The organism is Streptomyces yunnanensis (assembly GCF_029011865.1).
GTDB classification, from domain to species: domain Bacteria; phylum Actinomycetota; class Actinomycetes; order Streptomycetales; family Streptomycetaceae; genus Streptomyces; species Streptomyces yunnanensis.
The window spans coordinates 6,228,059-6,254,104 of record NZ_CP095749.1; the positions used below are offsets into that span (position 1 = coordinate 6,228,059).

The 26,046-nt window shown below is 71.7% G+C and carries 20 protein-coding genes and 2 tRNA genes; 10 read left to right on the forward strand and 12 right to left on the reverse strand.

The features are described 5' to 3' along the window. Positions 1–3 precede the first annotated feature (3 nt). Entirely contained in the window at positions 4–1,149 is a 1,146-nt protein-coding gene (alc, locus tag MOV08_RS27165) for an allantoicase (RefSeq protein WP_275309224.1), read from the forward strand. Between the two features lie 247 nt (positions 1,150–1,396). Here alc and pepN (MOV08_RS27170) read toward each other — a convergent pair whose 3' ends face one another. Continuing rightward, positions 1,397–3,970: an aminopeptidase N gene (gene pepN / locus MOV08_RS27170; RefSeq protein WP_275309226.1), complete on the reverse strand. Its 2,574-nt coding sequence runs from the start codon at positions 3,968–3,970 to the stop codon at positions 1,397–1,399. Positions 3,971–4,092: 122 nt separating this feature from the next. Here pepN (MOV08_RS27170) and MOV08_RS27175 point away from each other — a divergent pair, with 122 nt between their 5' ends. Continuing rightward, positions 4,093–4,608: a DUF1203 domain-containing protein gene (locus MOV08_RS27175; RefSeq protein ID WP_073442273.1), complete on the forward strand. Its 516-nt coding sequence runs from the start codon at positions 4,093–4,095 to the stop codon at positions 4,606–4,608. 87 nt (positions 4,609–4,695) lie between these two features. Here MOV08_RS27175 and MOV08_RS27180 read toward each other — a convergent pair whose 3' ends face one another. The 3 genes from MOV08_RS27180 to pepN (MOV08_RS27190) all read right to left on the reverse strand — a co-directional run bounded on the left by MOV08_RS27180 (position 4,696) and on the right by pepN (MOV08_RS27190) (position 9,702). Further along, positions 4,696–5,727, reverse strand: coding sequence for an aspartate-semialdehyde dehydrogenase (locus MOV08_RS27180; RefSeq protein WP_039636374.1), 1,032 nt, complete (start codon positions 5,725–5,727; stop codon positions 4,696–4,698). Positions 5,728–5,927: 200 nt separating this feature from the next. Further along, positions 5,928–6,953 carry a hypothetical protein gene (locus MOV08_RS27185; RefSeq protein WP_275309227.1) on the reverse strand — a complete coding sequence of 342 codons (1,026 nt, stop codon included), beginning with the start codon at positions 6,951–6,953 and terminating at the stop codon, positions 5,928–5,930. A 124-nt stretch (positions 6,954–7,077) separates the two neighbouring features. Then, positions 7,078–9,702 (reverse strand): aminopeptidase N, encoded by a 2,625-nt coding sequence (gene pepN, locus MOV08_RS27190; protein WP_039636378.1) that lies wholly within the window; start codon positions 9,700–9,702, stop codon positions 7,078–7,080. Between the two features lie 114 nt (positions 9,703–9,816). Between pepN (MOV08_RS27190) and MOV08_RS27195 the strand changes: the two genes are divergently transcribed. Continuing rightward, positions 9,817–10,461 carry a DsbA family protein gene (locus MOV08_RS27195; protein ID WP_039636380.1) on the forward strand — a complete coding sequence of 215 codons (645 nt, stop codon included), beginning with the start codon at positions 9,817–9,819 and terminating at the stop codon, positions 10,459–10,461. Positions 10,462–10,598: 137 nt separating this feature from the next. Here the strand turns inward: MOV08_RS27195 and MOV08_RS27200 are convergent, their stop codons facing one another. From MOV08_RS27200 to MOV08_RS27210, 3 genes are all read right to left on the reverse strand, one after another. Then, positions 10,599–11,240, reverse strand: a complete 642-nt coding sequence (locus tag MOV08_RS27200; protein ID WP_039636382.1) for a superoxide dismutase — start codon at positions 11,238–11,240, stop codon at positions 10,599–10,601. A gap of 177 nt (positions 11,241–11,417) precedes the next feature. Beyond that, complete coding sequence (locus tag MOV08_RS27205; RefSeq protein ID WP_039636384.1) at positions 11,418–12,830, reverse strand: amino acid permease; 1,413 nt, start codon at positions 12,828–12,830, stop codon at positions 11,418–11,420. Between the two features lie 288 nt (positions 12,831–13,118). Next, complete coding sequence (locus tag MOV08_RS27210; protein ID WP_039636386.1) at positions 13,119–14,528, reverse strand: amino acid permease; 1,410 nt, start codon at positions 14,526–14,528, stop codon at positions 13,119–13,121. A gap of 340 nt (positions 14,529–14,868) precedes the next feature. Here MOV08_RS27210 and MOV08_RS27215 point away from each other — a divergent pair, with 340 nt between their 5' ends. After that, complete coding sequence (locus tag MOV08_RS27215; protein WP_039636388.1) at positions 14,869–15,468, forward strand: biotin transporter BioY; 600 nt, start codon at positions 14,869–14,871, stop codon at positions 15,466–15,468. A gap of 78 nt (positions 15,469–15,546) precedes the next feature. On the opposite strand, the gene MOV08_RS27220 is transcribed toward MOV08_RS27215, so the two are convergent. Then, entirely contained in the window at positions 15,547–17,043 is a 1,497-nt protein-coding gene (locus MOV08_RS27220; RefSeq protein ID WP_275311913.1) for an amino acid permease, read from the reverse strand. Between the two features lie 187 nt (positions 17,044–17,230). Between MOV08_RS27220 and MOV08_RS27225 the strand changes: the two genes are divergently transcribed. Both MOV08_RS27225 and MOV08_RS27230 read left to right on the forward strand, forming a co-directional pair. Next, entirely contained in the window at positions 17,231–17,719 is a 489-nt protein-coding gene (locus MOV08_RS27225; RefSeq protein ID WP_039636392.1) for a ribose-5-phosphate isomerase, read from the forward strand. Positions 17,720–17,789: 70 nt separating this feature from the next. Further along, positions 17,790–18,611 carry an Fpg/Nei family DNA glycosylase gene (locus MOV08_RS27230; protein WP_275309228.1) on the forward strand — a complete coding sequence of 274 codons (822 nt, stop codon included), beginning with the start codon at positions 17,790–17,792 and terminating at the stop codon, positions 18,609–18,611. A gap of 28 nt (positions 18,612–18,639) precedes the next feature. Here the strand turns inward: MOV08_RS27230 and MOV08_RS27235 are convergent, their stop codons facing one another. Beyond that, positions 18,640–19,869, reverse strand: a complete 1,230-nt coding sequence (locus MOV08_RS27235) for a GNAT family N-acetyltransferase (protein WP_275309229.1) — start codon at positions 19,867–19,869, stop codon at positions 18,640–18,642. Positions 19,870–19,996: 127 nt separating this feature from the next. Here MOV08_RS27235 and MOV08_RS27240 point away from each other — a divergent pair, with 127 nt between their 5' ends. Then, positions 19,997–21,142 (forward strand): PP2C family protein-serine/threonine phosphatase, encoded by a 1,146-nt coding sequence (locus MOV08_RS27240; protein WP_067351581.1) that lies wholly within the window; start codon positions 19,997–19,999, stop codon positions 21,140–21,142. Here the strand turns inward: MOV08_RS27240 and MOV08_RS27245 are convergent. Continuing rightward, positions 21,126–22,328 (reverse strand): cation:proton antiporter, encoded by a 1,203-nt coding sequence (locus MOV08_RS27245; protein ID WP_039636399.1) that lies wholly within the window; start codon positions 22,326–22,328, stop codon positions 21,126–21,128. The genes MOV08_RS27240 and MOV08_RS27245 overlap by 17 nt on opposite strands. Positions 22,329–22,711: 383 nt before the next feature. Between MOV08_RS27245 and MOV08_RS27250 the strand changes: the two genes are divergently transcribed. Further along, positions 22,712–22,906 carry a hypothetical protein gene (locus tag MOV08_RS27250; protein ID WP_039636401.1) on the forward strand — a complete coding sequence of 65 codons (195 nt, stop codon included), beginning with the start codon at positions 22,712–22,714 and terminating at the stop codon, positions 22,904–22,906. 77 nt (positions 22,907–22,983) lie between these two features. Here the strand turns inward: MOV08_RS27250 and MOV08_RS27255 are convergent, their stop codons facing one another. Together MOV08_RS27255 and MOV08_RS27260 are read right to left on the reverse strand one after the other, a co-directional pair. Then, positions 22,984–23,364: an arsenate reductase family protein gene (locus MOV08_RS27255; RefSeq protein ID WP_039636402.1), complete on the reverse strand. Its 381-nt coding sequence runs from the start codon at positions 23,362–23,364 to the stop codon at positions 22,984–22,986. 609 nt (positions 23,365–23,973) lie between these two features. Continuing rightward, positions 23,974–24,044 (reverse strand) — tRNA-Gly (locus MOV08_RS27260). Between the two features lie 135 nt (positions 24,045–24,179). Between MOV08_RS27260 and MOV08_RS27265 the strand changes: the two genes are divergently transcribed. Then, positions 24,180–24,256 (forward strand) — tRNA-Pro (locus tag MOV08_RS27265). A gap of 200 nt (positions 24,257–24,456) precedes the next feature. Next, positions 24,457–25,854: a trigger factor gene (gene tig, locus MOV08_RS27270; protein WP_275309230.1), complete on the forward strand. Its 1,398-nt coding sequence runs from the start codon at positions 24,457–24,459 to the stop codon at positions 25,852–25,854. The last annotated feature ends 192 nt before the right edge of the window (positions 25,855–26,046 follow it).

Here is a 26,046-nt window from a genome sequence, read left to right on the forward strand (position 1 = left end):
CGCATGTCCGCCACCCCGGCCGCCGATTCCACCGATCCGCACGCCAACGACGCCCAGCCGTACTCCGGCGGCGACCCGTACGCCGACTACCGCGGCGGTGACTTCGCCTTCACCTCGCTCGTCGACCTGGCCGACCGCCGCTTCGGTGCCGGTGTGATCGCCGCCAACGACGAGTTCTTCGCCGAGCGGGAGAACCTGCTGAAGCCGACCCCGGCGGTCTTCGACCCCGAGCACTTCGGCCACAAGGGCAAGATCATGGACGGCTGGGAGACCCGGCGCCGACGCGGCGCCGACGGCGACCACCCCTTCCCCACCGAGGACGAGCACGACTGGGCGCTGATCCGCCTCGCCGCGCCCGGCGTGATCCGCGGCGTCATCGTCGACACCGCCCACTTCCGCGGCAACTACCCGCAGCAGGTCACCGTCGAGGCCACCGCGCTGCCCGGCAGCCCCGGCCCCGAGGACCTGCTCGCCGACGACGTGAAGTGGGAGGAGCTCGTCCCCCGCACGCCCGTACGCGGCCACGCCGCCAACGGCTTCGAGGTCACCGCCGAGCGCCGCTTCACCCACCTCCGCCTCAAGCAGCACCCCGACGGTGGCATAGCCCGCCTCCGGGTCCACGGCGAAGTGGTCCCCGACCCGGAGTGGCTGGACGTGCTGGGCACCCTGGACCTGGCCTCGGTGATGCACGGCGGCGCCGTCGAGGACGCCTCCGACCGCTTCTACTCCTCGCCCACCCAGATCATCCAGCCCGACCTCTCGCGCAAGATGGACGACGGCTGGGAGAACCGCCGCCGCCGGGTCCGGGGCACCAACGACTGGGTGCGGTTCAGGCTCGCCGCGCAGGGCGAGATCCGCGCCGTCGAGATCGACACCGCCTACCTCAAGGGCAACTCGGCCGGCTGGGCCCGGCTTTCGGGCTGCGACGGGAACCCGGACGACGCGTCCGCGTGGTTCGAGATCCTGCCCAGGACCAAGCTCCAGCCCGACACCCCGCACCGCTTCGTGCTGCCCCGCCGGGTGACCGCCACCCACGTCCGCCTGGACGTCTACCCCGACGGCGGCCTGGCCCGGATGCGGGTGCACGGCGACCTCACCGACGCCGGCCGGGCCGAACTGGTCCGCCGCTTCGACGAGCTGAGCGGCTGAGCCGCGCGTCCCGCCGGGCCCCGTGAGAGGGGGACGGGGCCCGGCGACCCCCGCACACGTCACGAGGTCGACGAGCGGGGACCCCCGACCCGCCCGGCGGACGGCCACGCTCCTGACGCCCGTCCGCCGGGCGACTCCACCACGGGTGCCGGCCCCCTGCGATCCGGCAGCCCGCGGCAGCGGAAAAGGGGCGTGCCCCGGAACCGAGCGGGTTCCGGGGCACGCCCTTGGTGTTGCCGCCGGCCGGTCAGGCCCCGGCGGCTGCGTCCGCCGCCCGGGCCTTCAGCGCCCGCTCGACGCCGGCCCGGGACTCCGTCACCAGGCGGCGCAGGGCCGGGCTCGGGTCGGCCTGCGCCAGCCAGGCGTCGGTGGCGTCCAGGGTCTCCTGGGAGATCTGGAGGGCCGGGTACAGGCCCACCACGATCTGCTGGGCCATCTCGTGGCTGCGGTTGTCCCAGACGTCCTTGATCGCCTCGAAGTACTTCGCGGTGTAGGGCGCCAGCAGCTCCTGCTGGTCGGGCTGGACGAAGCCGCCGATGACGGCCTCCTGCACGGCGTTGGGGAGGGCGTCGGACTCCACGATCGAGGCCCATGCCTCCGCCTTGGCCGCCGCGGTGGGCCGGGCGGCGCGCGCCGTCACCGCGTGCCGCTCGCCCGCCGAGGTCGCGTCCCGCTTCAACTCCGCGGCGATCTCCGGCTCGTCGGCCCGGCCGGTGGCCGCCAGCCGCTCCAGCAGCGCCCAGCGCAGCTCGGTGTCCACGGCCAGGCCGGGGACCTCCTGCGTGCCGTCCAGCAGGCCCTGGAGCAGGTCCAGCTGCTCGTCGGTGCGGGCCGAAGCGGCGAACGCCCGGGCCCATGCCAGCTGGTGGTCGCTGCCCGGCTCGGCGGCCCGCAGGTGGGCCAGCGCCGCCTCGGTCCAGGCGGCCAGGCCCGCCGCGCGCCGCTCCGGTGCCGCGTACAGGTCCTGCGCCAGCTTCACCTGGCGGTGCAGCGACTGGACGACGCCGATGTCGGACTCCTTGCCGATGCCGGAGAGCGCCAGCGACAGGTAGTCGCGGGTGGGGAGTTCGGCGTCCCGGGTCATGTCCCAGGACGAGGCCCACGACAGGGCCCGCGGCAGCGACTCGGTGAAGTCCCCGAGGTGCTCGGTGACGACCTTCAGCGACTGCTCGTCCAGCCGCACCTTGGCGTACGACAGGTCGCCGTCGTTGAGCAGGATCACGTCCGGCCGGCGGAAGCCCTCGGGGAACGGCACCTCGGTGCGCTCGCCGTCCACGTCCAGCTCGACCCCGCCGGTGCGGACCAGCTTGCCGTCCTGGAGGTCGTAGTAGCCGATCGCGATCCGGTGCGGGCGCAGCACCGGCTCGCCGGTCGCCCCGGCCGGCAGCGCCGGCGCCTCCTGCCGCACCGCGAAGGCGGTGACGGTGCCGTCGGCGGCCACCTCGATCTCCGGCCGCAGGACGTTGATGCCGGCCGTCTCCAGCCACTTCTTCGACCAGGTCTTCAGGTCCCGGCCGCTGGTCTTCTCCAGCGCCCCGAGCAGGTCGGTCAGCCGGGTGTTGCCGTAGGCGTGCGCCTTGAAGTACGCCTGGACGCCCTGGAAGAACTCGTCCATGCCGACGTAGGCCACCAGCTGCTTGAGGACGCTGGCGCCCTTGGCGTAGGTGATGCCGTCGAAGTTGACCAGGACGTCGTCGAGGTCCCGGATCTCCGCCATGATCGGGTGGGTGGACGGCAGTTGGTCCTGCCGGTAGGCCCAGGTCTTCATGGAGTTGGCGAACGTGGTCCAGGAGTGCGGCCACTTGCTGCCCGGCGCGTACGCCTGGCAGGCGATGGAGGTGTAGGTGGCGAACGACTCGTTCAGCCACAGGTCGTTCCACCACTCCATGGTGACCAGGTCGCCGAACCACATGTGCGCCAGCTCGTGCAGGATCGTCTCGGCGCGCACCTCGTAGGCCGCGTCCGTCACCTTCGAGCGGAAGACGTACTGGTCGCGGATGGTGACCGCGCCGGCGTTCTCCATCGCGCCGGCGTTGAACTCCGGCACGAAGAGCTGGTCGTACTTGGCGAACGGGTACGGGTAGTCGAACTTCTCCTCGAACCAGTCGAAGCCCTGCCGGGTGACCGCGAAGATCTCCTCCGCGTCCAGGTGCTCGGCCAGCGACGGCCGGCAGTAGATCCCCAGCGGCACCGACCGCCCGTCGGCGCCCTCCCAGGTGCTGTGCACGCTGTGGTACGGGCCGGCGATCAGCGCGGTGACGTAGGTGGAGATCCGCGGCGTGGGCGCGAACCGCCAGACGTTGTCGGTCGGCTCCGGCGTCGGCGAGTTCGAGATCACCGTCCAGCCCTGCGGCGCCGTCACGGTGAACCGGAACGTGGCCTTCAGGTCCGGCTGCTCGAAGCTGGCGAACACCCGCCGGGCGTCCGGCACCTCGAACTGCGTGTAGAGGTACGCCTGCTGGTCCACCGGGTCGACGAACCGGTGCAGCCCCTCACCGCTGTTGGTGTACGCGCAGTCGGCGACGACCGTCAGCTCGTTGCGGCCCGCCCGCAGCCCGGACAGCGCGATCCGCGAGTCCTGGAACACCGCCGCCGCGTCGAGCGCCGTGCCGTTGAGCAGCACCTCGTGCACGGTCGGCGCCACCAGGTCGATGAACGATGCCGCGCCGTCCTCGACGGCGTCGAACCGCACCGTCGTCACCGAACGGAACGTGCCCCCATCCTGCGCCCCGCTCAGGTCCAGCTCGATGTCGTACGCGTCCACGGTCAGCAGACGTGCCCGCTCCTGGGCCTCTTCCCGGGTCAGATTCGTACCAGGCACCCGTCCCTCTCCTTCACAAGTCGTCATCGCCTCGTCCGGCCATCCTTCCACGGCACCGCCGCGCGCAGGACGACGTCCGGATACCGCCAGCGCCCCGGCCGCGGTTCGCCGAGGCTGGTCGCATGAACAAGTACCCCACACATGCGATTCCGGCCGCCGCTCTGAAGGAGCTGCGCGGCACCGACGACGCCGGACGTCCCATGGAGCCGTTCACCGCCCGGGCGGACGGGATACCGGTGAACTGTGTCGGCAGCCTGCTGCGCTGCTGTCTGCGGGACGCCGAGGAGGGCGAGGAGGTGGCCCTGGTGTCCTATGCGCCGCTGCGCCGGTGGGCGGCGGAGACCGGGGCCGCGCCGGGGGCCTACGACGAGCAGGGGCCGGTCTTCATCCACGCCGGGGACTGTCCGGGGCCGGTGGCCGGCGGCCATCCGGCCGCCCGCGCCGGGGCGTTGCGGACACTGCGGCGCTACGACGACCGGGGCCGGATCGTCGGCGGGCGGTACTTCGAGATCCCCGAGGACGTCGCGGGCGGCTTCGAGGCGGCGTTCGATGAGGCGTTCGCCGATCCGGCGGTGGCCCTGGTGCACGTCCGGGCGCTGGAGTACGGCTGTTTCCTCTACGAGGTGCGTCGCCCCTGACGGGGGTGGGGGCGAGTACGCCGACGGCCGGTGCCGGTACGGGGGTCCGTACCGGCACCGGCCGCGGTGCGTCGGGTGCGGGGCGGGTCAGCCGCGCAGCTCGGCGGCGACCAGCTCGGCGATCTGGACGGCGTTGAGCGCCGCGCCCTTGCGGAGGTTGTCGTTGGAGACGAACAGCGCGAGGCCGTTGTCGGCGGTCTCGTCGCGGCGGATCCGGCCCACGAAGGAGGCGTCCTGGCCGGCGGCCTGGAGCGGGGTGGGGACGTCGGAGAGCGCCACGCCGGGGGCGGCGGCCAGCAGCTCCTGGGCGCGCTCGGGGGACAGGGGGCGCGCGAAGCGGGCGTTGACCTGGAGGGAGTGGCCGGTGAAGACCGGGACGCGGACGCAGGTGCCGGACACCTTCAGCTCCGGGATGTCCAGGATCTTGCGGCTCTCGTGGCGGAGCTTCTGCTCCTCGTCGGTCTCGTTCAGCCCGTCGTCGACGAGCGAGCCGGCCATCGGCAGGACGTTGAAGGCGATGGGGCGGACGTAGTTCTCGGGGGCGGGGAACTCCACCGCCGCGCCGTCGTGCGTCAGCTTGGTGGCGTCCTGCTCGATGACCTTGCGGGTCTGCCCGTCCAGCTCGGCGACGCCGGCCAGACCGCTGCCGGACACCGCCTGGTAGGTGGCGACGACCAGGGAGACCAGCTCGGCCTCCTCGTGCAGCGGGCGCAGCACCGGCATGGCGGCCATGGTGGTGCAGTTCGGGTTGGCGATGATGCCCTTGGGCCGGTCGGCGATGGCCTGCGGGTTGACCTCGGCGACGACCAGCGGGACCTGCGGGTCGCGGCGCCAGGCCGAGGAGTTGTCGATCACGACCGGGCCGGCGTCGGCGACCTTCTCCGCCAGCGCCCTGGAGGTGGCGCCGCCGGCCGAGAAGAGCACGATGTCCAGGCCGGAGTAGTCCGCGGTGGCGGCGTCCTCGACGGTGATCTCGGTGTCCTGCCAGGGCAGCGTCCGTCCGGCGGACCGGGCCGAAGCGAACAGCCGCAGCTGCTCGACCGGGAAGTTGCGCTCGGCGAGAATGCGCCGCATCACGCCGCCGACCTGTCCGGTCGCTCCGACGATTCCGATCCTCATGGGACTCCTTCTTTCTGACCAGGCCCGCTGGGCCGGCTCCGGGTGTCTGCTGGAACACCTGCTCAGTGGCGCTCCCATCATGTGTGTGAGACCCGTCGCCTTGTCCAATCCATTCCAATAGATGGAGGAGCGGGCCGCGAGGTTGCCCACGGAACGTGTCCGACGCTCGCTGTCGGTCACTCTCCGGGCGGCGGCCGCGGTCAGTGCGGGAGCACGACGACGTACGCGGTGGGCTCCCGGTCCACCGCCGCCATCAGCGCCGTCCGGACCACCGTCGCCTGCTGCTCGGGTGCCTCCCGCAGGGTGCGCGGCCGGCAGCGGACGAGGGTGATGCCGAGCCGCTCCAGGCGCTCCCGGAGCTCGTCGCGGGGCGCGTCGGCGCGGTTGCAGTCGGACGGGCGCGGGCTGCGGGTCTCGATCGCCACGGCCACCCCGTACTCGGGCCAGTACGCGTCCACCCCGCCCAGGTACGGGCCGCCCGGCAGGCGCAGATCGACGTTCCACAGCGGGTCGGGCAGCCCGTGGGTGCGCAACGTCTCGTAGAGCCGCTGCTCCGCCAGCGCCCGGCCCTCGGCCATCAGGGCGTCCACCGCGTCCACCACGTGCGGCCGGGTCAGCAGCCGGGCCCGGCTCAGCTCGCGGACCACCGAGGCGGCCTCGCAGTGCCCGCCGCGCACCGCCTCGGTCAGCAGCCGGCGGACCGTGACACCGTCGGTGAGCCCGGCCACCGCGTCCGCCAGCGCCCGCGGGACGGGGGCGGTGGGCACGCCGGTGACCTCCTGCGGGGTCGGCAGGTCCGCGCCCCGGACGATCCCCGCGAAACCGGCCGAGCGCAGCCGCCGGGTGCGCGCCACCAGGACCTCGATGCGGTCCAGGGAGAGCAGCGGGGGAGCGGCGGCGAAGCCGTGCAGGGCGAGTGCGGCCAGCCCGGTGATCATCGGTTCCCGGGCGGCCTCGGCGGACCGGGGCTGGGCGGGCACGGACGGGCCGCGGTGCCGGGCGTAGAGCAGCGCGGCGTGCAGCCGCTCCTCGCTGGTGGGCGGCCCCTGGTGCAGCAGGTGGACGCCGGGCAGCAGCTGCTGCCAGGGGCCGCCCGGCCGGCAGCGCTCGGCGATCTCGGCCGGCGGCACGCCGTGCTCCCGGAGCTGCTGGGTCGTCAGCACCGGGCAGCGGCCGTCGGCGAGGTGGTGGAGGGGGAGCGGGGAGAGCGGGGTGTCGTGGTTCATGCCCGGCAGATTCCCGGCCCCGCTCCGCCCCCTAACCGCTGTTACCCGCCTGTGTCACAAGCGGGACAATCCCGCCCTCAAGTACGGGCGTTCGACGGCCGATTAAAGCTGGTCGAGACCCGGGTTACGGCCTGGGGCCGGCCGCCTCGTCACAAGCCTGTGCGCGCAGCGCCCGCCCCAGGTCGTCCCGCTTCTCCAGCACCAGGCGGCGCAGCGCGGGCGCCGCCTCGGGGCGCTCCGCCAGCCAGGCGTCCGCGGCGTCCAGCGTGGCCCGGTCCACCTGCCAGGACGGGAACAGCCCGCGCACCACCGACATCCCGATCTCGATGGAGCGCTCCCGCCAGATCCGCTCGATCACGGTGAAGTAGCGCGGCGTGTACGGCGCCAGCAGCTCCCGCTGCGAGGGCTGCGCGAAGCCGCTGAGGGTCGCCTCCACCAGGGCGTTGGAGAGCGCGTCGGACTCCACCACGTCGGCCCAGGCCGCCGCCTTGACCTCGGCGGCGGGGCGGGCGGCCAGGCAGCGGACCTGGTGCCGCTTGCCGGACGCGGTGTCGTCGCGGGCCAGTTCGGCGCCGATCGCCGCCTCGTCGGCGACCCCGTGGGTGGCCAGCGGCACCAGGAACGCCCAGCGCAGCTCCTGGTCCACGGCCAGTCCGTCGATCTTCGCGGTGCCGTTCAGCAGCCCCTGGAGCAGCTGGAGGTCGGCCGCGGTGGTGGCCACCGCGGCGAAGTGCCGGGCCCAGCTCAGCTGGTGGCCGCTGCCCGGCTCGGCCAGCCGCAGCTCGCGCAGCGCGCCCTCGGCCAGCTCGCGGGCGGCCCGCTCGCGGTACTCCGGCGCCACGTAGTGCTCCAGCGCCGCCTCCGCCTGGCCGAGCACCGACTGGAGCACCCCGACCACGGTCTCCGCGCCGGCGAACTGCCGCACCAGCGCCAGGAAGTCCCGGGCCGGCATCAGCCCGTCCCGGGTCAGCCCCCACACCGCGGCCCAGCACAGCGCCCGCGCCAGGGGGTCGGTCAGATCGCCGAGCCGGGCCCGCAGGGTGGCCAGCGAGCCCTCGTCGAAGCGGGTCTTGCAGTACGTCAGATCCTCGTCGTTGACCAGGACCAACTCCGGCCGCTCGACACCGGCCAGCTCCGGCACCGCCGTCCGCGGCCCGGCCACGTCCACCTCGGCGCGGGCGTAGCGGACCAGCGCGGAGTCCGCGTCGAGGCGGCGGTACAGGCCCACCGCGACCCGGTGCGGGCGCAGCTCGGGCTGTTCGGGCGACGCCTCCTGGAGGATGCTCAGCTCGGTGATCCGGTCCTGGGCGTCGTAAGTGACCTGCGGGGTGAGGGAGTTGACGCCGGCCGTCTCCAGCCAGGCGCGCGACCAGGCCGCCAGGTCCCGCCCGGAGGTCTCCTCCAGCACCGCCAGCAGGTCCGCGAGCCGGGTGTTGCCGTAGGCGTGCCGCTTGAAGTAGCGCCGGGCGCCCTCCAGGAACGCGTCCTGGCCGACGTACGCCACCAGCTGCTTGAGGACGCTGGCGCCCTTGGCGTAGGTGATGCCGTCGAAGTTGAGCTTGGCGTCCTCCAGGTCGCGGATGTCGGCGGTGATCGGGTGGGTGGAGGGAAGTTGGTCGGCCCGGTACGCCCAGGACTTGCGGCGGTTGGCGAAGGTGATCCAGCCGTCCGTGAAGCGGGTCGCGCCGACCTGCGCGAAGCTGCCCATGAAGTCGGCGTAGGACTCCTTGAGCCACAGGTCGTCCCACCAGTGCATGGTGACCAGGTCGCCGAACCACATGTGCGCCATCTCGTGCAGGATGACGTTGGCCCGGCGCTCGTAGGACGCCTCGGTGACCTTGCCGCGGAAGATGAACTCCTCGCGGAAGGTGACGCAGCCGGGGTTCTCCATCGCGCCGAGGTTGTACTCCGGCACGAACGCCTGGTCGTACTTCCCGAACGGGTAGGGGAAGTCGAAGTGGTCGTGGAAGAAGTCCAGGCCCTGCTTGGTGACGGTGAAGATGTCGTCCGCGTCGAAGTGCCGGGCCAGCCCCTTGCGGCACAGCGCGCCGAGCGGGATCTCCAGCTCGCTGCCTCCCCCACTCTCGGCTGCGCTCGATGGGGAGGTACCCCCATCGAAGGCGCGGCGGTAGGTGTCGGTGACGTAGTGGTACGGCCCGGCGACCACGGCGGTGATGTACGTGGAGATCGGCTGGGTGGTGGCGAAGCGGTGCCGGCCTGCCTCGGCGGGGCCCTCCTGGGCGCCGTTGCTGAGCACCAGCCAGCCCTCGGGCGCGGTGACCTCGAAGGTGAACGGGGCCTTCAGGTCGGGCTGTTCGAAGTTGGCGAAGACCCGGCGGGAGTCGGCGGGCTCGTACTGGGTGTAGAGGTAGACCTCGCCGTCCTCGGGGTCGACGAAGCGGTGCAGGCCCTCGCCGGTGCGGCTGTAGGCGCACTGCGCGTCGACGACGAGGGTGTTCTCGGCGGCCAGGTCGGCCAGCGCGATCCGGGTGCCGTCGAAGACCTCGGCCGGGTCCAGCGCGCGGCCGTTGAGGGTGACCGCGCCGACCGAGGGGGCCAGGAGGTCCGCGAAGCTCGTCGCGCCGGGTTCGGCGCACCGGAAGCGGATCGTCGTCCGGGAGCGGAAGGTGGCCGCGTCCGCGCCCCCGGCGACCGCTGAGCGGACGTCCAGCGCCACGTCGTAACCGTCGACCGTCAGCAGCCGGCCCCGCTCACGTGCCTCTTCCCGGGACAGATTCTCACCTGGCACCGTGTGCCTCCCTCGCCCTCGTCTCGGATATCGAACACGGGGAATCATGGCACGCATGCCGTCGGTTGAAGCGTGCACGGAACGACGTCGTCGAAGCTCTCAAGAGGAGACCCCGTGTCCGAGCCCGTGAAGACCCCAGCCGACTTCTGGTTCGACCCGCTGTGCCCCTGGGCGTGGCTGACCTCCCGCTGGATGCTGGAGGTGGAGAAGGTCCGCCCGGTCCAGGTGCGCTGGCACGTGATGAGCCTGGCCGTGCTGAACGAGAACAAACTCGACGAACTGCCCGCGCAGTACGCGGAGAACATGCGCCCGGGCGGCAAGGCGTGGGGCCCGGTCCGGGTGGTGATCGCCGCCCAGCAGCTGCACGGCGACGAGGTCGTCGGCAAGCTCTACACCGCGCTCGGCACCCGCTTCCACAACGCCGGTGAGGGCGTCACCCGGGAGGCCATCGCGGCCGCCCTGGCCGACGCCGGCCTCCCCGCCGACCTGATCGACTACGCCGACAAGGACACCTACGACGCCGAGCTGCGCGCCTCCCACAAGGAGGGCATCGACCTGGTCGGCCAGGAGGTCGGCACCCCGGTGATCGCGGTTCCCGGGCCGGACGGTGACCAGATCGCCTTCTTCGGCCCGGTCGTCACCCCGGCGCCCAAGGGCGAGCAGGCCGCCAAGCTGTGGGACGGCACGCTGATGGTCGCGTCCATCCCCGGGTTCTTCGAGATCAAGCGGACCAGGACGCAGGCCCCGCAGTTCGACTGACCGTCGGCCCGCCGCCCCGGCCGGTACCCACGAAGCCCCCACGAGTCAGGTCCTCGTGGGGGCTTCGCTCTCTTCCGCCTGCCAAGTGAAAGGTGAGAAGACGATCACGAGGCAGGACGCACCGGGCGGCTACCGGGTCACGGCGCCAGCAGCAGGCTGTCGGCGCGCTCCTTGGCGGCGGCGTAGCGCTTGGCGACGTCCTGCCAGTTGACGACCTGCCACATGGCCTCGATGAAGTCGACCTTCTGGTTCTTGTACTGGAGGTAGAAGGCGTGCTCCCAGGCGTCGAAGACCAGGATCGGGACCGAGCCCTGGCCGACGTTGCCCTGGTGGTCGTAGACCTGCTCGACGATGAGGCGGCCGGTCACCGGCTCGTAGGCCAGGACGCCCCAGCCGGAGCCCTGGGTGGTGGCCGACGCCTTGGTCAGCTGCGCCTTGAACTTGGCGAACGAGCCGAAGCTCTCGGCGAGGGCGTCGGCCAGCTCGCCCACGCCGTCCGCCTCCAGCGGCTCGCCGCCGCCGTCGCCGGTCATGTTGTGCCAGTAGATGCTGTGCAGGATGTGGCCGGAGAGGTGGAACGCGAGGTTCTTCTGGAGGCCGTTGATGCTGCCCCACTGGTCCTTGTCGCGGGCCTCGGCGAGCTGCTCAAGGGTGTCGTTGGCGCCCTTGACGTAGGCCGCGTGGTGCTTGTCGTGGTGCAGCTCGATGATCTCGGGGCTGATGACCGGCGCCAGCGCCGAGTAGTCGTAGGGGAGTTCCGGAAGTGTGTAGGTCGCCATGCCGACCCCGCCTCCAAGCTGCGTAATCGCCGTAGTTGCAATCAATGTGCAAGAGCACGCTATCAGCAGCAGTGATCACGGACCCGTACCGGCGGGGGTTCCTGGTCCCAAAGAAGGAGGCGGGGCGGGACCTCGGAAGGAGGTCCCGCCCCGCCTGAAAGGGGTCCGTGAGGAGGACTACCGGTTGCTCAGCGACCGCTGCCGGATGAGCGCGACGATCGTCAGCACCACGCCGAAGCCGCCGGTGAACAGCAGCTGGATCCGCTGGTTGTCGTCGCGCAGCATCAGCACCAGCACCGCGGCGATCCCGGCCAGCGCCACCCACGTGAGGTACGGGAAGGCCCACATCTTCACGATCAGCTTCTCGGGCGCCTCGCGCTCCAACTGCCGCCGGGTGCGCAGCTGGGCGACGGCGATGAAGCCCCAGACCACCAGGACCGCGGCGCCGACCATGTTCAGCAGCCACTGGAAGACGGTGGTCGGCCACCAGAAGCTGAAGAGCACCGCGAGGAACCCGAACGCGGCGCACAGCAGCACCGTCCGGCGCGGTACCCCGCCGCTCACCTTGCCCAGGACGGCCGGGCCCTGGCCGCGGGCGATCAGCGAGTAGGCCATCCGCGAGGAGCCGTAGATGTTGGCGTTCACCGCGGAGAGCAGGGCGACCAGGATGACCACGTTCATGATCTGGCCGGCCGCCGGGATCTTGAGGTAGTCCAGCACCGCCACGTACGGGCCGCTCTTGGCGATCGACGGCGCGCTCCAGGGGATGACGGTGACGATGATCGCCATCGAGCCGACGTAGAACAGCGCGATCCGCCACATCGCGGTGCGCACCGCGCGGGCCACGCCGCGGGCCGGGTCCTTGGACTCGGCCGCCGCGATGGTCACCGTCTCCAGACCGCCGTACGCGAACACCGACGCCAGCAGACCGACCATCAGGCCGTCCACGCCCTTGGGCAGGAAGCCGCCGTCGCCGGTCAGGTGCGCGGTGCCGGGCGCCGAGGTGCCGGGCAGCAGGCCGAAGATGGCCAGCACACCCAGGATCAGGAACAGGGCGATCGCGGCGACCTTCAGGGCGGCGAACCAGAACTCGAACTCACCGAAGTTGCCGACCGCGGTCAGGTTGGTCGCGGTGAAGACGATCATGATCAGCAGTACCCACATCCACGGCTCGGTGGAGGGGAACCACTGGTGCAGCACGTCCGCGGCGCCCAGCGCCTCGGCCGCCACCGCCACGCACAGCAGCGCGGTGAACATCCAGCCCACGGTGAAGCCGGCCCAGGAGCCGATGGACCGCTCGGCGTGCACCGAGAAGGAGCCGGAGGACGGCCGGGCCGCGGACATCTCGCCGAGCATCCGCATGATCAGCATGACCAGCGCACCGGAGACGGCATAGGCCAGCACGATCGACGGGCCGGCCGCCGCGATGCCCTCGCGGGAACCGACGAACAGCCCCGCGCCGATCACCCCGCCGAGGGCGATCATCGAGAGGTGGCGTTGCTTGAGGCCGTGTGACAGCGCGCCGCCGTCCTGGCCAGTACCCGGGGCCGCGGCGGTCTGCGCACCGGCGGACGGGGGTGTCCGATTCATGTCGTACCTGTCCCAGTGGGTGAGATGCGGGCGGGGCGATACTGCGGTCTCCCGGGGCCGCAGGACGGCTCAACTCCGGTGTCCTCGGCAAAGCTGGCTCAGTCTGAGCGTCGCTGTCCGCTCAGGGCAACAGTCGTGCAGCGATTGTTCGGTATTCAGACGCGATCGTGACCGAGCGTGCCTGATAGATCGTCGAATGCGACGAGATGTGAGGTACGTCTCAATATGGCCGGTGGGCCCGGGAGTTGCCCCGGCGGCCCCGGCCGCACCGCTGCGCGACGGCGCTCCTCAGGCCCGCGCCCGACGCGCCCTCAGCTCCCGCGCACCGGCCACCACCAGCACCAACGCGGTCGCGCCGGCCGACCACAGCAGCTGCGGCCGGGCCGTGGCATCGGTCAGCATCAGCACGATCACCGCGCCCATCGCCGCCAGCGCCAGCCATGTCAGATAGGGGAACGCCCACATCCGCAGGATCAGCCGCTCCGGCGCCTCCCGTTCGATCCGGGGCCGCAGCCGCAGCTGGGAGACGGCGATCAACCCCCAGACGAACAGCAGCACCGCACCGACCGCGTTGAGCAAGTAGAGGAAGACCGAATCCGGCCACTTGAGATTGAGCAGCACCGAGACGAAGCCGAACGCCACCGAGGCCAGCACCGCCCGGCGCGGCACCCCTCCACCCGACACCTTCAGCAGCCCGCGCGGCGCCTCGCCGCGCTCGGCCAGCGAGAACACCATCCGCGACGAACCGTAGAGATTGGCGTTCAGCGCCGACAGCAGCGCCACGAACACCACGATGTTCATGATCTGCCCGGCGCCCGGCACCCCGATGTGGTCCAGCACCATCACATACGGGCTCTTGCCCGGCTGCATCGACGACCAGGGCAGCACGGTGACGATGACCAGCATCGAGCCCACGTAGAAGAAGAGGATCCGCCACACCGCGCTGCGCACCGCCCGGCCCACCGCCCGCGCCGGGTCGTCCGACTCGGCCGCCGCGATGGTGACCACCTCCAGCCCGCCGAACGCGAACACCACGGCCAGCACCCCCGAGACCACCCCGGACCAGCCGTGCGGCAGGAACCCGCCGTGCCCGGTGAGGTTGGTCAGCCCGACCGGCTGGCCCGAGTAGGTCGATGCGGCGGGCAGCACCCCGAAGACCGCCAGCAGCGTCAGCGCCAGGAACAGCACGATCGCGGTGACCTTCAGGGCGGCGAACCAGAACTCGAACTCGCCGAAGTTCTTCACCGCGGCCAGATTCGCGACGGTGAAGACGACCATGAAGATCAGCACCCAGCCCCACTGCGGCACCGCCGGCGCCCAGCCGTGTGCGATCTGCGCCGCCCCGGTGGCCTCCACCGCCAGCACCACCACGAGCAGGAACCAGTACAGCCACCCCACGCTGAAGCCGGCCCAGCGCCCCAGCGCCCGCTCGGCGTGCACCGAGAACGCCCCGGAGGCCGGCATCGCCGCCGACATCTCCCCGAGCATCCGCATGACCAGCATCGCCAGCGCACCGGCGATCAGATAGGACAGCACGATCCCCGGCCCGGCCACCGCGATGCCCGCCCCGGAGCCGACGAACAGCCCCGCACCGATCACCCCGCCCAGCCCCAGCATCGTCAGATGGCGCTGCTTGAGCCCCCCGGACAACGGCTCTTTCTCGACCTTCTCGGCCAGGGGCGGCAGTGCGTCGTGCATGGGCTCGTACTCTCGCAAGGGGCGCAAGGGCGGGATCGCCGCCCGGTTTGGGGGAACTCCACAGGTCACCACGGAGCCGTCCCAGTGTCCCCGGCCGGCCCCGACTAGCACAAAACCGGCCCCATACGGCCGTCCGCTCCGTGACGAGCATCACGTGACCTGCGAAGACACCCCACGGCCCGGCGGGCTCCGGCAGGGTGGCGGTTGTCCGGAACTCCCCAAGCGGGCCGGCACGGCTTTGTCACCGCCACATGATGATCGCCGCCGCCCCCCTGAACTAACGTCATCACGTCCCGCCGGATCCACCCCCGGATCCGCCACACACCAGCGGAGTCCCCTGATGAGCACAGTCGCCCCCACCCTCCGTCCTGGAGCGGTCCTCGCCGACCTGCTGCCGGCCGCCACCGCCACCCGCGCCCGCGTCCGCGACGCCGCGCTGGTCGCCGGCGGCGCCGTGATCACCGGCATCGCGGCCCAGATCGCGCTCCCGGTCCCCGGCTCCCCGGTCCCGGTCACCGGCCAGACCTTCGCCGCCCTCCTCGTGGGCGCCTCGCTCGGCGCCCGCCGCGGGCTGCTGTCGCTGGCGCTCTACGCCCTGGCGGGCATCGCCGGCGTGCCGTGGTTCGCCGGCGGCGCCGCCGGCGCCGGCGGGGCCACCTTCGGCTACGTCCTCGGCATGCTGCTCGCCGCCACCGCCGTGGGCGCGCTGGCCCGCCGCGGCGGCGACCGCGGGATGCTCCGCACCGCCGCCACGATGCTCGCCGGCAACGCCGTGATCTACGCGATCGGCGTCCCCTACCTCGCGTTCAGCATGGGGATGCCCCTCGACCGGGCCGTCGCCGTCGGCATGGTGCCGTTCCTGATCGGCGACGCCCTCAAGATCGCCCTGGCCATGGGCGCGCTGCCCACCGCCTGGAAGCTGGCCGGTCGCCGCGGCTGAGCACCCGGGAGAACGCCGACGGGGCCCGCACCCACCGAGGGTGCGGGCCCCGTCGTGCGCGTCGTGCGCCCGGGACGGCTACGCGTTCTCCGGCGCCTTCGCGGCCGCCGCCGGCTCCGTTACCTCACGGGGCCGCCGCTTCTGCAGCACCAGCCCGGCCACCAGCACCACCACGGCCGCCACCACCGACAGCACCATCTGCTCCCGGCCGTTCTTGTCGTAGAACATGTAGCCCACGACGAAGACGATCAGCGCGATGGTGGCGTAGGTCAGCCACGGGTACAGCCACATCCGCACCGTCAGCCGCTCCGGCGTCTCCCGCTCGATGGTCCGGCGCATCCGCAGCTGCGAGACGCAGATCACCAGCCAGACGAAGAGCGCCACCGCGCCCGAGGAGTTCAGCAGGAACTGGAAGATGGTGTCCTTCGAGGTGTAGCTGAAGATCGTCGCGATGAACCCGAAGGCCACCGACGCCCAGATCGCCACCGCCGGGACGCCGCCCTTGTTGACCGTCGCGAACGACTTCGGCGCGTCGCCGCGCTCACCGAGCGAGAACGCCATCCGGGACGCCGTGTAGAGCCCGGAGTTCAGACAGGACAGCACCGCGGTCAGCACGACCACGTCCATCACCACGTCCACGTACGGGATGTGCAGCGACTTCAGCACCGCCACGTACGGGCTCTTGGCCACCTCCGGGGAGTCCCACGGCAGCAGCGTCACGATCACCGCGATCGACCCGATGTAGAACAGCGCGATCCGCCAGATCACGCTGTTGACGGCCTTGCGGACGGCGACCACCGGGTTCGGCGACTCGCTCGCCGCCAGCGTGACGATCTCGCTGCCCATGAAGGAGAAGACCACCAGCAGCATCCCGGAGAGGATCGCGCCCGGTCCCTTCGGCAGGAAGCCGCCGTGTCCGACCAGGTTCGCGGTGCCCACCGCGTCGTGACCCGGGGGCAGCCCGAAGATCGCCAGCGCGCCGACCACGATGAAGATCACGATCGCCACGACCTTGATCCCGGCGAACCAGAACTCGAACTCGCCGAACGAGCCCACCGACACCAGGTTGGTGCCGGTCAGCACGATCATCACCAGCAGCGCCCAGGCCCACTGGGGCACCGCCGGTATCCAGCCGGTCAGGATCGACGCCGCGGCGGTCGCCTCGACCGCCAGCACCACCGACCAGAAGAACCAGTACAGCCAGCCGATGGTGAAGCCCGCCCAGCGGCCCAGCGCCCGGTCCGCGTACGCGGAGAACGAACCGGAGGTGGGGGAGGCCGCGGCCATCTCGCCCAGCATCCGCATCACCAGCACGACCAGCAGACCGGTCAGCGCGTACGAGAGGAGGATCCCCGGGCCGGCGGCGTTGATGCCGGCTCCGGATCCGACGAACAGGCCGGCGCCGATGACCCCGCCAATGGCGATCATGGACAGATGGCGGTTCTTGAGGCCGGCCTGGAGCCCTTCGGGCGGCCGGTTCGCGGAGCCGTTGCCGGGTTCACCGGCAGCGGGGACCGCGGGGGAGACGGGGGTCCCCCCTGCTCCTTGAGAGCTTGGGGGCGGGTGCGCGCCCATGTGCACCGTCCTTCGGTGGTTCTCGGTGTCGAACCCAGGCATTAGAACGTTGTTAACGACCGTTTGGAAGAGCCGAATCCGGATCGTTGTCGTTACTGGCGAGTTGCCTGAAGTGCCGCGCCACGGCGACAGGACGGGCCGCGCCCCGGTGGCCTCTACCCCGAGAACGGCATGCCACACTCATGCCATGCGCGTGTACATCGGCTCCGATCATGCCGGCTTCGACCTCAAGAACCACCTCGTGGACTGGCTCAAGGCCCATGGCCACGAGCCCGTCGACTGCGGCCCCCACATCTACGACGCCCAGGACGACTACCCGCCGTTCTGCCTGCGCGCCGCGGAGCGGACCGCCGCCGACCCGGACAGCCTGGGCATCGTGATCGGCGGCTCCGGCAACGGCGAGCAGATCGCCGCCAACAAGGTCAAGGGCGTCCGCGCCGCGCTGGCGTGGAGCGAGGAGACCGCCAAGCTCGGCCGCGAGCACAACGACGCCAACGTCATCTCCGTCGGCGGCCGGATGCACACCGTGGACGAGGCCACCCGCTTCGTCGAGGTCTTCCTCGCCACCCCGTACTCGGGTGAGGAACGGCACACCCGCCGCATCGAGATGCTCTCCCGCTACGAGACCACCGGCGAGCTCCCCCCGATCCCGGCCCACCACCCGCAGCAGGACTGACCCCGCTGACGCCGCGCTGCCCGCTGCCCTGTGCCCAGGGGGAGCGGGCGCGCCCACTGGAGGACGCCCGATGCCCGAGGGGCACACCATCCACCGCCTCGCGCTGGACCACCGGGACCGCTTCGAGGGCGCCCCGGTCCGGGCGAGCAGCCCGCAGGGCAAGTTCGCCGAGGGCGCGGCGCTCATCGACGGCCAGGTCATGGAGAGCGCCGAGGCGCACGGCAAACACCTCTTCCTCGGCTTCGGTGTGGACCGCTGGGTCCACATCCACCTCGGCCTCTTCGGCAAGCTCGGCTTCGGCGCCACCCCGCCCCCGCCGCCCACCGACACCGTCCGGCTGCGACTGGTCGGCGCCGACCACCACGCCGACCTGCGCGGCCCCACCGCCTGCGCGCTGATCACCGACGCCGAGAAGCAGGCGATACACGACCGGCTGGGCCCCGACCCGCTGCGGCCGGACGACGACGGCACCGGCGCGTGGCGGCGGATCTCCCGCAGCCGCACCACCGTCGCGGCGCTGCTGCTCGACCAGAAGGTGATCGCCGGCGTCGGCAACGTCTATCGCGCCGAGGTCCTCTTCCGGCACGGCATCGACCCCTACCTCCCCGGCCGCGACCTGCGCCGCGACCAGTGGGACGCGGTCTGGGCCGACCTGGTGGACCTGATGCGGGACGGCGTGAGGAACAACCGGATCGACACCGTCCGCCCCGAGCACACCCCGGAGGCCATGGGCCGCCAGCCCCGGGTCGACGACCACGGCGGCGAGGTCTACGTCTACCGCCGCACCGGCGCCGCCTGCCACCTCTGCGGCAGCGAGATCCGCACCGCCGGCCTGGCCGCCCGCAACCTCTTCTGGTGCCCCGTGTGCCAGCCCGCCGCCGCCCGCCCCTGAGGGCGCCGGCGGGCCCGGCCGCAACCGGTCAGAACGCGTGCGGCAGCCACGGCGCCAGGTCGGACCCGAACGCCGGCGACACCGCCGCCAGCGCCCCCGGCCGCAGCTCCCGCACCCGGCCGGCCCCGGCCAGCGCCGACAGCGTGAACCCGCCCAGATAGGCCGAGCCCAACTCCCTCACGGACAGCGCGAGTTCGGCCGGGTCGGTGGTCCGCTCGCACACCGCCCCCCGCTCGTCGCCGGACAGCCGCCAGCGCCCCGCGTTCCACGGGCAGAGGTCGTCCGCGACCTCCAGCACCACGTCCACCGGCCGCCGGTACGTGCGGGCCGCCAGCGCCGCCCCGACGTCCACCGGCCGGACGAACAGCGCCTCGCGCACCCCGAGGTCGCACCGCCGGTGGTCGGCCACCAGGTGCAGCAGCGGATCGTCCACCGGCCGGCCGCGCGCCACCACCGACGCGGTCAGGTCGATCCCGAACAGATAGCGCCACAGCGCCGCGTAGGCCACCGGGTCCAGCGCGTCGAGGTGGCGCACCAGCACCGCCCCGCGCGGCCCGGTGTGGTCCCAGTCGGGCTTGACGGCGTACCGGGCGTACCCCCGCACCTCGCCGTCCACCTCGGCCAGCACGCACTGGAGTTGGCCGGCCCCGTTCCGCTCGCTCTCCGGGTCGAGCACCGGCAGCCGCTCCCAGTGGGGGCGGCGCGCCAGCATCCCCGGCCGGGTCGGCACCAGTTGCGCATAGACCCGCTCGCACGCGGCCACCGCGGCCGCCGGGTCCACCAGCCGCAGCCGGACGTCGGCCACGCCCGGCAGGTCCGGGGCGGCCAGCCGCACCGTGTCCACGGTCATCCGCATCTCCTGGGTGGCCGGGCCGTACCCGAACCGCCCGTAGATCGCCGGCTCCGTGGCGGTCAGCACCGCCAGCGCCTCGCCGCGCGCGTGGACGTCCGTCAGCTGGTGGCGCATCATCGAGCGCAGCACCCCGCGCCGCCGGTGGGTGGGCTGCACGCTGATCAGCGTGACCCCGGCCACGGGCAGCTCCGCGCCGCCCGGCACGGTTAGTCCGAACGAGAACGATCCGCCGGTGCCGACGATCTCGCCGCCGTCCCGGACCGCGAAAGCCCGCTCGACCTCGGTGACGGCACGCCACCACGCACGCCTCTCCGGCCCCTCGGGGACCCCGCCGAACGCCACGTCCAGCTTGTCGTACCAGGCATCCCAGTCGGCATCCCGCAACGGCTGCAACTCTGTCGTCATGAGGCATCCCTAGCAGCCCGCCCTCCGGCCGCGCGACCGCATTTCGAACGCGAATTCCCGGCAATTCCCCGGGGTGACGTGCGGCGAATCGACGCGCCGCCGAACGGGTGGATAAGGTCCCAGAACAATGACACGCGGCGCGGGAGCGGAAAGCCTGAGGGCCCGGATGCACAAACGGCTGCACCGGACCCGCATCGGCATGCGCAAGGCCGGCGTCGACTACTTCCGCGGCGACGGCTCCGACTGGGTCGCGCTGGCCGCCCTCCTCGTCGCCGTCCCGGCCATCGCCGGCGGCACCCTCTGGCACCCGGAGTGGATCGCGCCGACCGCGCTGGTCCTCCCGATCATCGCCGGCGGACTGCTGCTGCGGCCGGCCAACCTCCTGGTCCTGTACGCCGCCTCCGCCGCCGCGCTGATCGTCGAGGCGGCGCTGTTCGGCCCGTACGACCAGGGGCGGGACCGGATCACCCCGGGCACGGTCCTGGTCGTCGCCGCGGTCGGGCTCTCCGGGCTGCTGGTCGCGCAGTTCCGCAGCCGGGTCGGCGTGCCCTGGCGGCGCGGCGGCACCATGCTCTTCGACCTGCGCGAACGGATCCGGGTGCAGAGCACGCTGCCCAAGCTCCCCAAGGGCTGGCACCACGAGATGGCGCTCCGCCCGGCCGGCGGCCAGTCCTTCTCCGGCGACTTCGTGGTCGCCTCCCGCACCCAGGGCGGCAACATCCTGGAGGTCGTGCTCACCGACGTCTCCGGCAAGGGCATGGACGCGGCGTCCCGGGCGCTGCTGCTGTCCGGCGCCTTCGGCGGCCTGCTCGGCTCACTGCCGCCGCACGGCTTCCTCACGGCCGCCAACGGCTATCTGCTGCGCCAGGACTGGGACGAGGGCTTCGCCACCTCCGTCCACCTCGTCCTCGACCTGGAGTCCGGCGACTACGAGCTGTTCTCCGCGGGCCACCTCCCCGGCCTCCAACTCAGCGCGGGCACCGGCCGCTGGGAGGAGAAGACGGGGGAGGGCCCGCTGCTCGGGGTCTACGACGGCGCCCAGTTCGACCCGGTCAAGGGGACGCTGCGCCCCGGCGACGTGCTGATGCTGTTCACCGACGGCCTGGTGGAGGCCGCCGACCGCGACATCGCCGAGGGCATGGACCGGCTGACCGGCGAGGCCGAGCGCTATGTGCACAGCGGCTTCGCCGGCGCCGCCTGGCATCTGATCGAGGCCGTCGCCAAGGACGTCAACGACGACCGGGCGCTGCTGCTGATCACCCGGGACGGCTGACCGCCGGCTCGGCCTCCGGGGCGGTCCCCGGCGGCGCCCCCCGCCCCGCACCACCGCCGGGCAGCACCCGGGCCAGCAGCCCGGAGCGGCCGGCCGCCAACGGGCCCAGCACGGCCAGGATCAGCACATAGCCGGCGATGAACGGGGCCAGCCGCTCGTCGAGTCCGGCGCCCGCCGCCATCGTGGCCAGGATCAGCGCGAACTCGCCGCGGGCCAGCAGCGCGGTGGCGATGTTCGCGGCCGGGCCCGGCCCGAAGCCGTAGATCCGCGCCGCGGTCATCCCCGCGAGCACGTTCATCAGCAGCGTCAGCGCCACCGCGATCAGCACCGGCCACACGACGCTCGGCAGGTCGCCGGGGTCGATGGAGAGCCCGAACGCGAAGAAGAAGATCGCCCCGAACGCGTCCCGCAGCGGATGCACCAGCTTGCGGATCCGCGGCCCCGAACTCGTCCCGCCGAGCATCAGCCCCACCATGAACGCGCCGATGGCGTCCGCGACCCCGAACCACTCGGAGACCCCGGCGACCAGCACCGCGGCGCCCAGGAAGGAGATCACCAGCAGTTCGCTGTCCTTGGTGGCGATCAGCCGCCCGACCAGTCGCGTGCCCCAGCGGGCCGCCGCGGCGAGCAGCAGCAGGAAGCCGAACGCCTTCCCGGCCGCCGGCGCCGCCGCGGCCAGCGAGTCGGCCCCGGAGAGCACCGGCTGCAACGCGGCCAGATACAGGGCCAGGAAGATGTCCTCGACGACGATGATGCCGAGGATCGGCTTGGTCTCCGGATTGCCCAGCCGCCCGGTGTCGACCAGGACCTTGGTGACGATCGCGGACGAGGAGATGCCGAGCACCCCGGCGAGCACCAGCGCCTCGGAGGTGCCCCAGCCGAGCGCGAAGCCGAAGCCGAGCCCGGCGCCCACGTTCAGCGTCAGATAGGCGCCGCCGGCCAGCGCCATCCGACGGCCGCCCGCCTTGAGGTCGTCGACGTGGAATTCCAGGCCCAGGTAGAAGAGCAGCAGCACCAGACCGAGCAGGGAGAGCATCTCCAGGTCGTGCGGGTCGGCGACCAGGACGATGCCGGGGGTGTGCGGGCCGAGCAGGATTCCGGCCAGGATGAACAGGGGGATGGTGGGGAGTCCGATGCGGCCGCCGAGGCGGGCGAGGACGGCGGCGGCGAGAAAGGCGCCGCCCATGGCGATCAGGGTGTCTGCGTGTCCGATGGGCCCGTTCCTCCTGGTCGTCAACGCGCCGCCGATGTGAGCCCAAGCACGTACTGGAGCGCACGCCAGGTCAAGACAGCGTCAAGAAGTGGTCAATACTTAGATTACCAAATCATTAACGAAGGGCCCGTTGTGCGGCGCTGCGGGGCTTTTGCGGGCCGGTCCGGTGGGGTGCGAGGGTTCGCCGGACCGACCGGAAGCGACGCGGAATGAACGATCGGGAACGAGCAAAGCGTTGGCCGATGATTCGTCACCCGCCTGCGATGGGCAGGGAGTTGATGGCACGATGGGTGCCGGGGGTGTGCGCGGCATGCCCCAGGGCCGGTGAGGCGTTCCGACCGAGGGTGTGATCAGTTGTGGCTCTTTCGCTGTCAGTTGTCCTGATGCTGGGGATCATCCTCGTCGTACTGATCAGGCAGAAGGCGATCAAGGCCGGGCCGGCGTTCGTCGCCATACTCTTCGGCTTCTTCCTCGCCTCGACCGGCATGGCGCCGTCGATCAACAGATTCCTGAACTCCATCGCGAGCACGATCAACCACATCTCGTTCTAGGGCCTGTCCGACCCTGACCCATCGGACAGGCCCTAGGGCACGCGCCCCGAACGGTTCACGCTTCGCGGGCCGGACCGTCAGGGGGTCCGTCCACCCCCGGTCCGCGCCAGCGCGTCACGCACGGCATCCTCGCTGCGCCCCACCAGCGCCGATCCGTCGTCGGCGGTGATGATCGGGCGCTGGATCAGCCGCGGGTGCGCCGCCAGCGCCTCGATCCACCGCTCGCGGTCGTCCGCCGTACGCCCCCAGTCCTTGAGGCCGAGCTCCTTCGCCTCGGCCTCCTGGGTGCGGGTGATGTCCCACGGCTCCAGCGCCAGCCGCTCCAGCACCTCCCGCAGCTCCTGGGCGCTCGGCGGCTCTTCGAGATAGCGCCGCACGGTGTACTCCGCACCCTCCGCGTCGAGGAGGGACACGGCGGAACGGCACTTGGAACAGGCGGGGTTGATCCAGATCTCCATGGCTGCACCCTAGTCAACCGTGCACTCCGGGCAGACGCCCTGCCGGCACAGGGGAAAGCGGGGGTCCGGCGGGCCGACGCCGCCCGCTGTCCGCCAGTTGTGGCCCGCGCCGGCCCTCGAAAGCGAATCCACACCGGTGCGCGATCTCCCGGAAATGCGCCACGCGAATTCCCTTCACCGCATCCGGCTCGGCCCGTTCCCTATCGCTCTCCGGCAGTGCGATATCCGCTGAACCCCGGTCGTGCGGAACGCCGGAAACGGTGGTGATGACCGCCTCCAGGCTTCCTCCGGCGCTCAGCGCGGTGCCGCGGCGCTGGACGCACGGCAAAGCCCCGCTCCGGGTGCGCACAGGCGATGGGCGCGGGCCCGACGGCGACCGGCGGGGGTGTCGCCCGGCACCGGCGCGACCGCACAAGGCCGGCCCGACGCTCCTCCCTCGATGCCTGAAAGAGGGTCACCGGGGCGCACTGTCGCCGGAATTGCCGAGAATCCGGAATTCGGGGGGCAGGGAAGGTGGCGGTGCGGGCGACGGGCCCCGCCGGGCCTGGTGACAAAAGCGGCCCGGGGCCGGATCGGGAAAGTCCGCGATCCGGCCCCGGGCCGATTCGGAGCGGGCGACGGGAATCGAACCCGCGTAGCCAGTTTGGAAGACTGGGGCTCTACCATTGAGCTACGCCCGCGAGCGCCACGGTCGGTGGGACCCCGGCACGCAGAGCATCGTAGCGGGTGGAGGCCGTGCCGCGCACACTGCATCGCGCTCTTGAATAACGGGCGGCCACACCGTCCTGGGCCATGTACCCTACGTGTCGCACCGACGGGGTGTGGCGCAGCTTGGTAGCGCGTCCGCTTTGGGAGCGGAAGGTCGTCGGTTCGAATCCGGCCACCCCGACCATTTCAGGTACCCGTCCGCATGACGCAAAGCGGGCATAAGCGACCGTTCAAGATCGCGTTGTGGGTGCCCTCCTCCTTGCGGTTACTATGCAAGCTGCGTGCCCGTATGTCTCTGTACCGGGCGCGATCGGCCGGGCCGGGACATGCCGGACGCCGGCGGATCTCAGGCAAAACCCCAAGTCAGCCCAAGGAGACCGAACCGTGAAGAGCGCCGTGGAGACCCTGAACCCGACCCGGGTTCGGCTCACTGTCGAGGTGCCCTTCGAGGAGCTCAAGGACAGCCTCGACGCGGCGTACAAGAAGATCAACCAGCAGGTCACGGTGAAGGGCTTCCGCAAGGGCAAGATCCCGGCCCGCGTCATCGACCAGCGGTTCGGTCGTGGCGCCGTGCTGGAGGAGGCCGTCAACGACGCGCTCCCGAAGTTCTACACCAACGCGGTCAACGAGGCCGAGCTGAACGTCCTCGGCCAGCCCGAGGTGGACATCACCGAGCTCAAGGACAACGAGCTGCTGGCCTTCACCGCCGAGGTCGACATCCGCCCCGAGCTGGAGATCCCGGACTACTCCGGCATCGAGGTCGAGGTCGACGCCGTCGAGGTGTCGGACGAGGACGTCGAGAAGTCCGTGGAGCAGCTGCGTGAGCGCTTCGCCTCGACCAGCCCGGTCGAGCGCGCCGCCCAGGACGGCGACGTGGTGACCGTGGACCTGGAGGCCAAGGTCGACGGCGAGGTGCTGGCCGACGGCATCGCCAACGGCGTCAGCTACACCATCGGCTCCGGTGAGCTCCTCGACGGCATCGACGAGGCCGTCAAGGGCCTGGAGGCCGGCGGCAGCGCCACCTTCACCTCCGAGCTCAAGGGCGGCTCCGCCCAGGGCAAGGAGGCCGAGGTCAAGGTCGACGTCACCGAGGTCAAGGCCCGCGAACTGCCCGAGCTGGACGACGACTTCGCGCAGCTGGCCAGCGAGTTCGACACCCTCGACGAGCTCAAGGCGGACAGCCGCAAGCGCCTGGAGCGGATGAAGAAGTTCGACCAGGCCACCCAGGCTCAGGAGAAGGTCCTGGAGGCGCTGCTCGGCCTGATCGAGGTCCCGATCCCCGAGAAGCTCCTCGAGGACGAGATCCGCACCCGCAAGCACAACCTGGAGCACCACCAGCTCGGCCAGATGGGCCTCGACCTCGCGAAGTACCTGGAGATCCAGGGCAAGACCGAGGAAGAGTTCGACGCCGAGACCAAGGAGCAGGCCGAGAAGGGCATCAAGACCCAGTTCGTCCTCGACGAGCTGGTCAACAAGGAGAAGCTCAACGTCAGCCAGGAGGAGCTCACCGAGCACCTCATGCGGCGTGCGCAGTCCTCCGGCATGAGCCCCGACCAGTTCGCCCAGGCGGTCGTCGAGGGTGGCCAGGTGCCGATGCTGGTGGGCGAGGTCGCCCGCGGCAAGGCCCTCGCGGTGGTCGTCGAGGCCGCCACGGTCAAGGACACCAACGGTGAGGTCGTCGACCTGGAGGACGAGGAGGAGGCGGAGGCCGCCGAGGCCGTCGTCGCCGAGGCCGAGGGCACCGAGGCGAAGGCCGAGGAGGCCCCGAAGACCGAGGGCTGAGCCCCGGCCGTCCGGGGGTTCCCCGGGCTCTTCGAGCTGTGAGTACGGGCCCGAACACGCACGTGAGCGTGTTCGGGCCCGTACGTCATCCCGGTCCGTGAGCCTGCGCTCACAGCGAACAGTTCTCGCTGTGGGATGGCGTTGTCCGACCTGCGCGTTAGGGTCCGTAGATACGAGGGCAGGGAAGTTTCC

Excerpts from the sequence above, each read along its gene's own strand:
- alc (WP_275309224.1), top strand. The coding sequence starts at position 4 with ATGTCCGCCACCCCGGCCGCCGATTCCACCGATCCGCACGCCAACGAC.
- MOV08_RS27175 (WP_073442273.1), top strand. The coding sequence starts at position 4,093 with ATGAACAAGTACCCCACACATGCGATTCCGGCCGCCGCTCTGAAGGAG.
- MOV08_RS27180 (WP_039636374.1), bottom strand. The coding sequence starts at position 5,727 with ATGAGGATCGGAATCGTCGGAGCGACCGGACAGGTCGGCGGCGTGATG.
- MOV08_RS27185 (WP_275309227.1), bottom strand. The coding sequence starts at position 6,953 with ATGAACCACGACACCCCGCTCTCCCCGCTCCCCCTCCACCACCTCGCC.
- MOV08_RS27200 (WP_039636382.1), bottom strand. The coding sequence starts at position 11,240 with ATGGCGACCTACACACTTCCGGAACTCCCCTACGACTACTCGGCGCTG.
- MOV08_RS27205 (WP_039636384.1), bottom strand. The coding sequence starts at position 12,830 with ATGAATCGGACACCCCCGTCCGCCGGTGCGCAGACCGCCGCGGCCCCG.
- MOV08_RS27210 (WP_039636386.1), bottom strand. The coding sequence starts at position 14,528 with ATGCACGACGCACTGCCGCCCCTGGCCGAGAAGGTCGAGAAAGAGCCG.
- MOV08_RS27215 (WP_039636388.1), top strand. The coding sequence starts at position 14,869 with ATGAGCACAGTCGCCCCCACCCTCCGTCCTGGAGCGGTCCTCGCCGAC.
- MOV08_RS27220 (WP_275311913.1), bottom strand. The coding sequence starts at position 17,043 with ATGGGCGCGCACCCGCCCCCAAGCTCTCAAGGAGCAGGGGGGACCCCC.
- MOV08_RS27225 (WP_039636392.1), top strand. The coding sequence starts at position 17,231 with ATGCGCGTGTACATCGGCTCCGATCATGCCGGCTTCGACCTCAAGAAC.
- MOV08_RS27230 (WP_275309228.1), top strand. The coding sequence starts at position 17,790 with ATGCCCGAGGGGCACACCATCCACCGCCTCGCGCTGGACCACCGGGAC.
- MOV08_RS27235 (WP_275309229.1), bottom strand. The coding sequence starts at position 19,869 with ATGACGACAGAGTTGCAGCCGTTGCGGGATGCCGACTGGGATGCCTGG.
- MOV08_RS27240 (WP_067351581.1), top strand. The coding sequence starts at position 19,997 with ATGACACGCGGCGCGGGAGCGGAAAGCCTGAGGGCCCGGATGCACAAA.
- MOV08_RS27245 (WP_039636399.1), bottom strand. The coding sequence starts at position 22,328 with ATGGGCGGCGCCTTTCTCGCCGCCGCCGTCCTCGCCCGCCTCGGCGGC.
- MOV08_RS27255 (WP_039636402.1), bottom strand. The coding sequence starts at position 23,364 with ATGGAGATCTGGATCAACCCCGCCTGTTCCAAGTGCCGTTCCGCCGTG.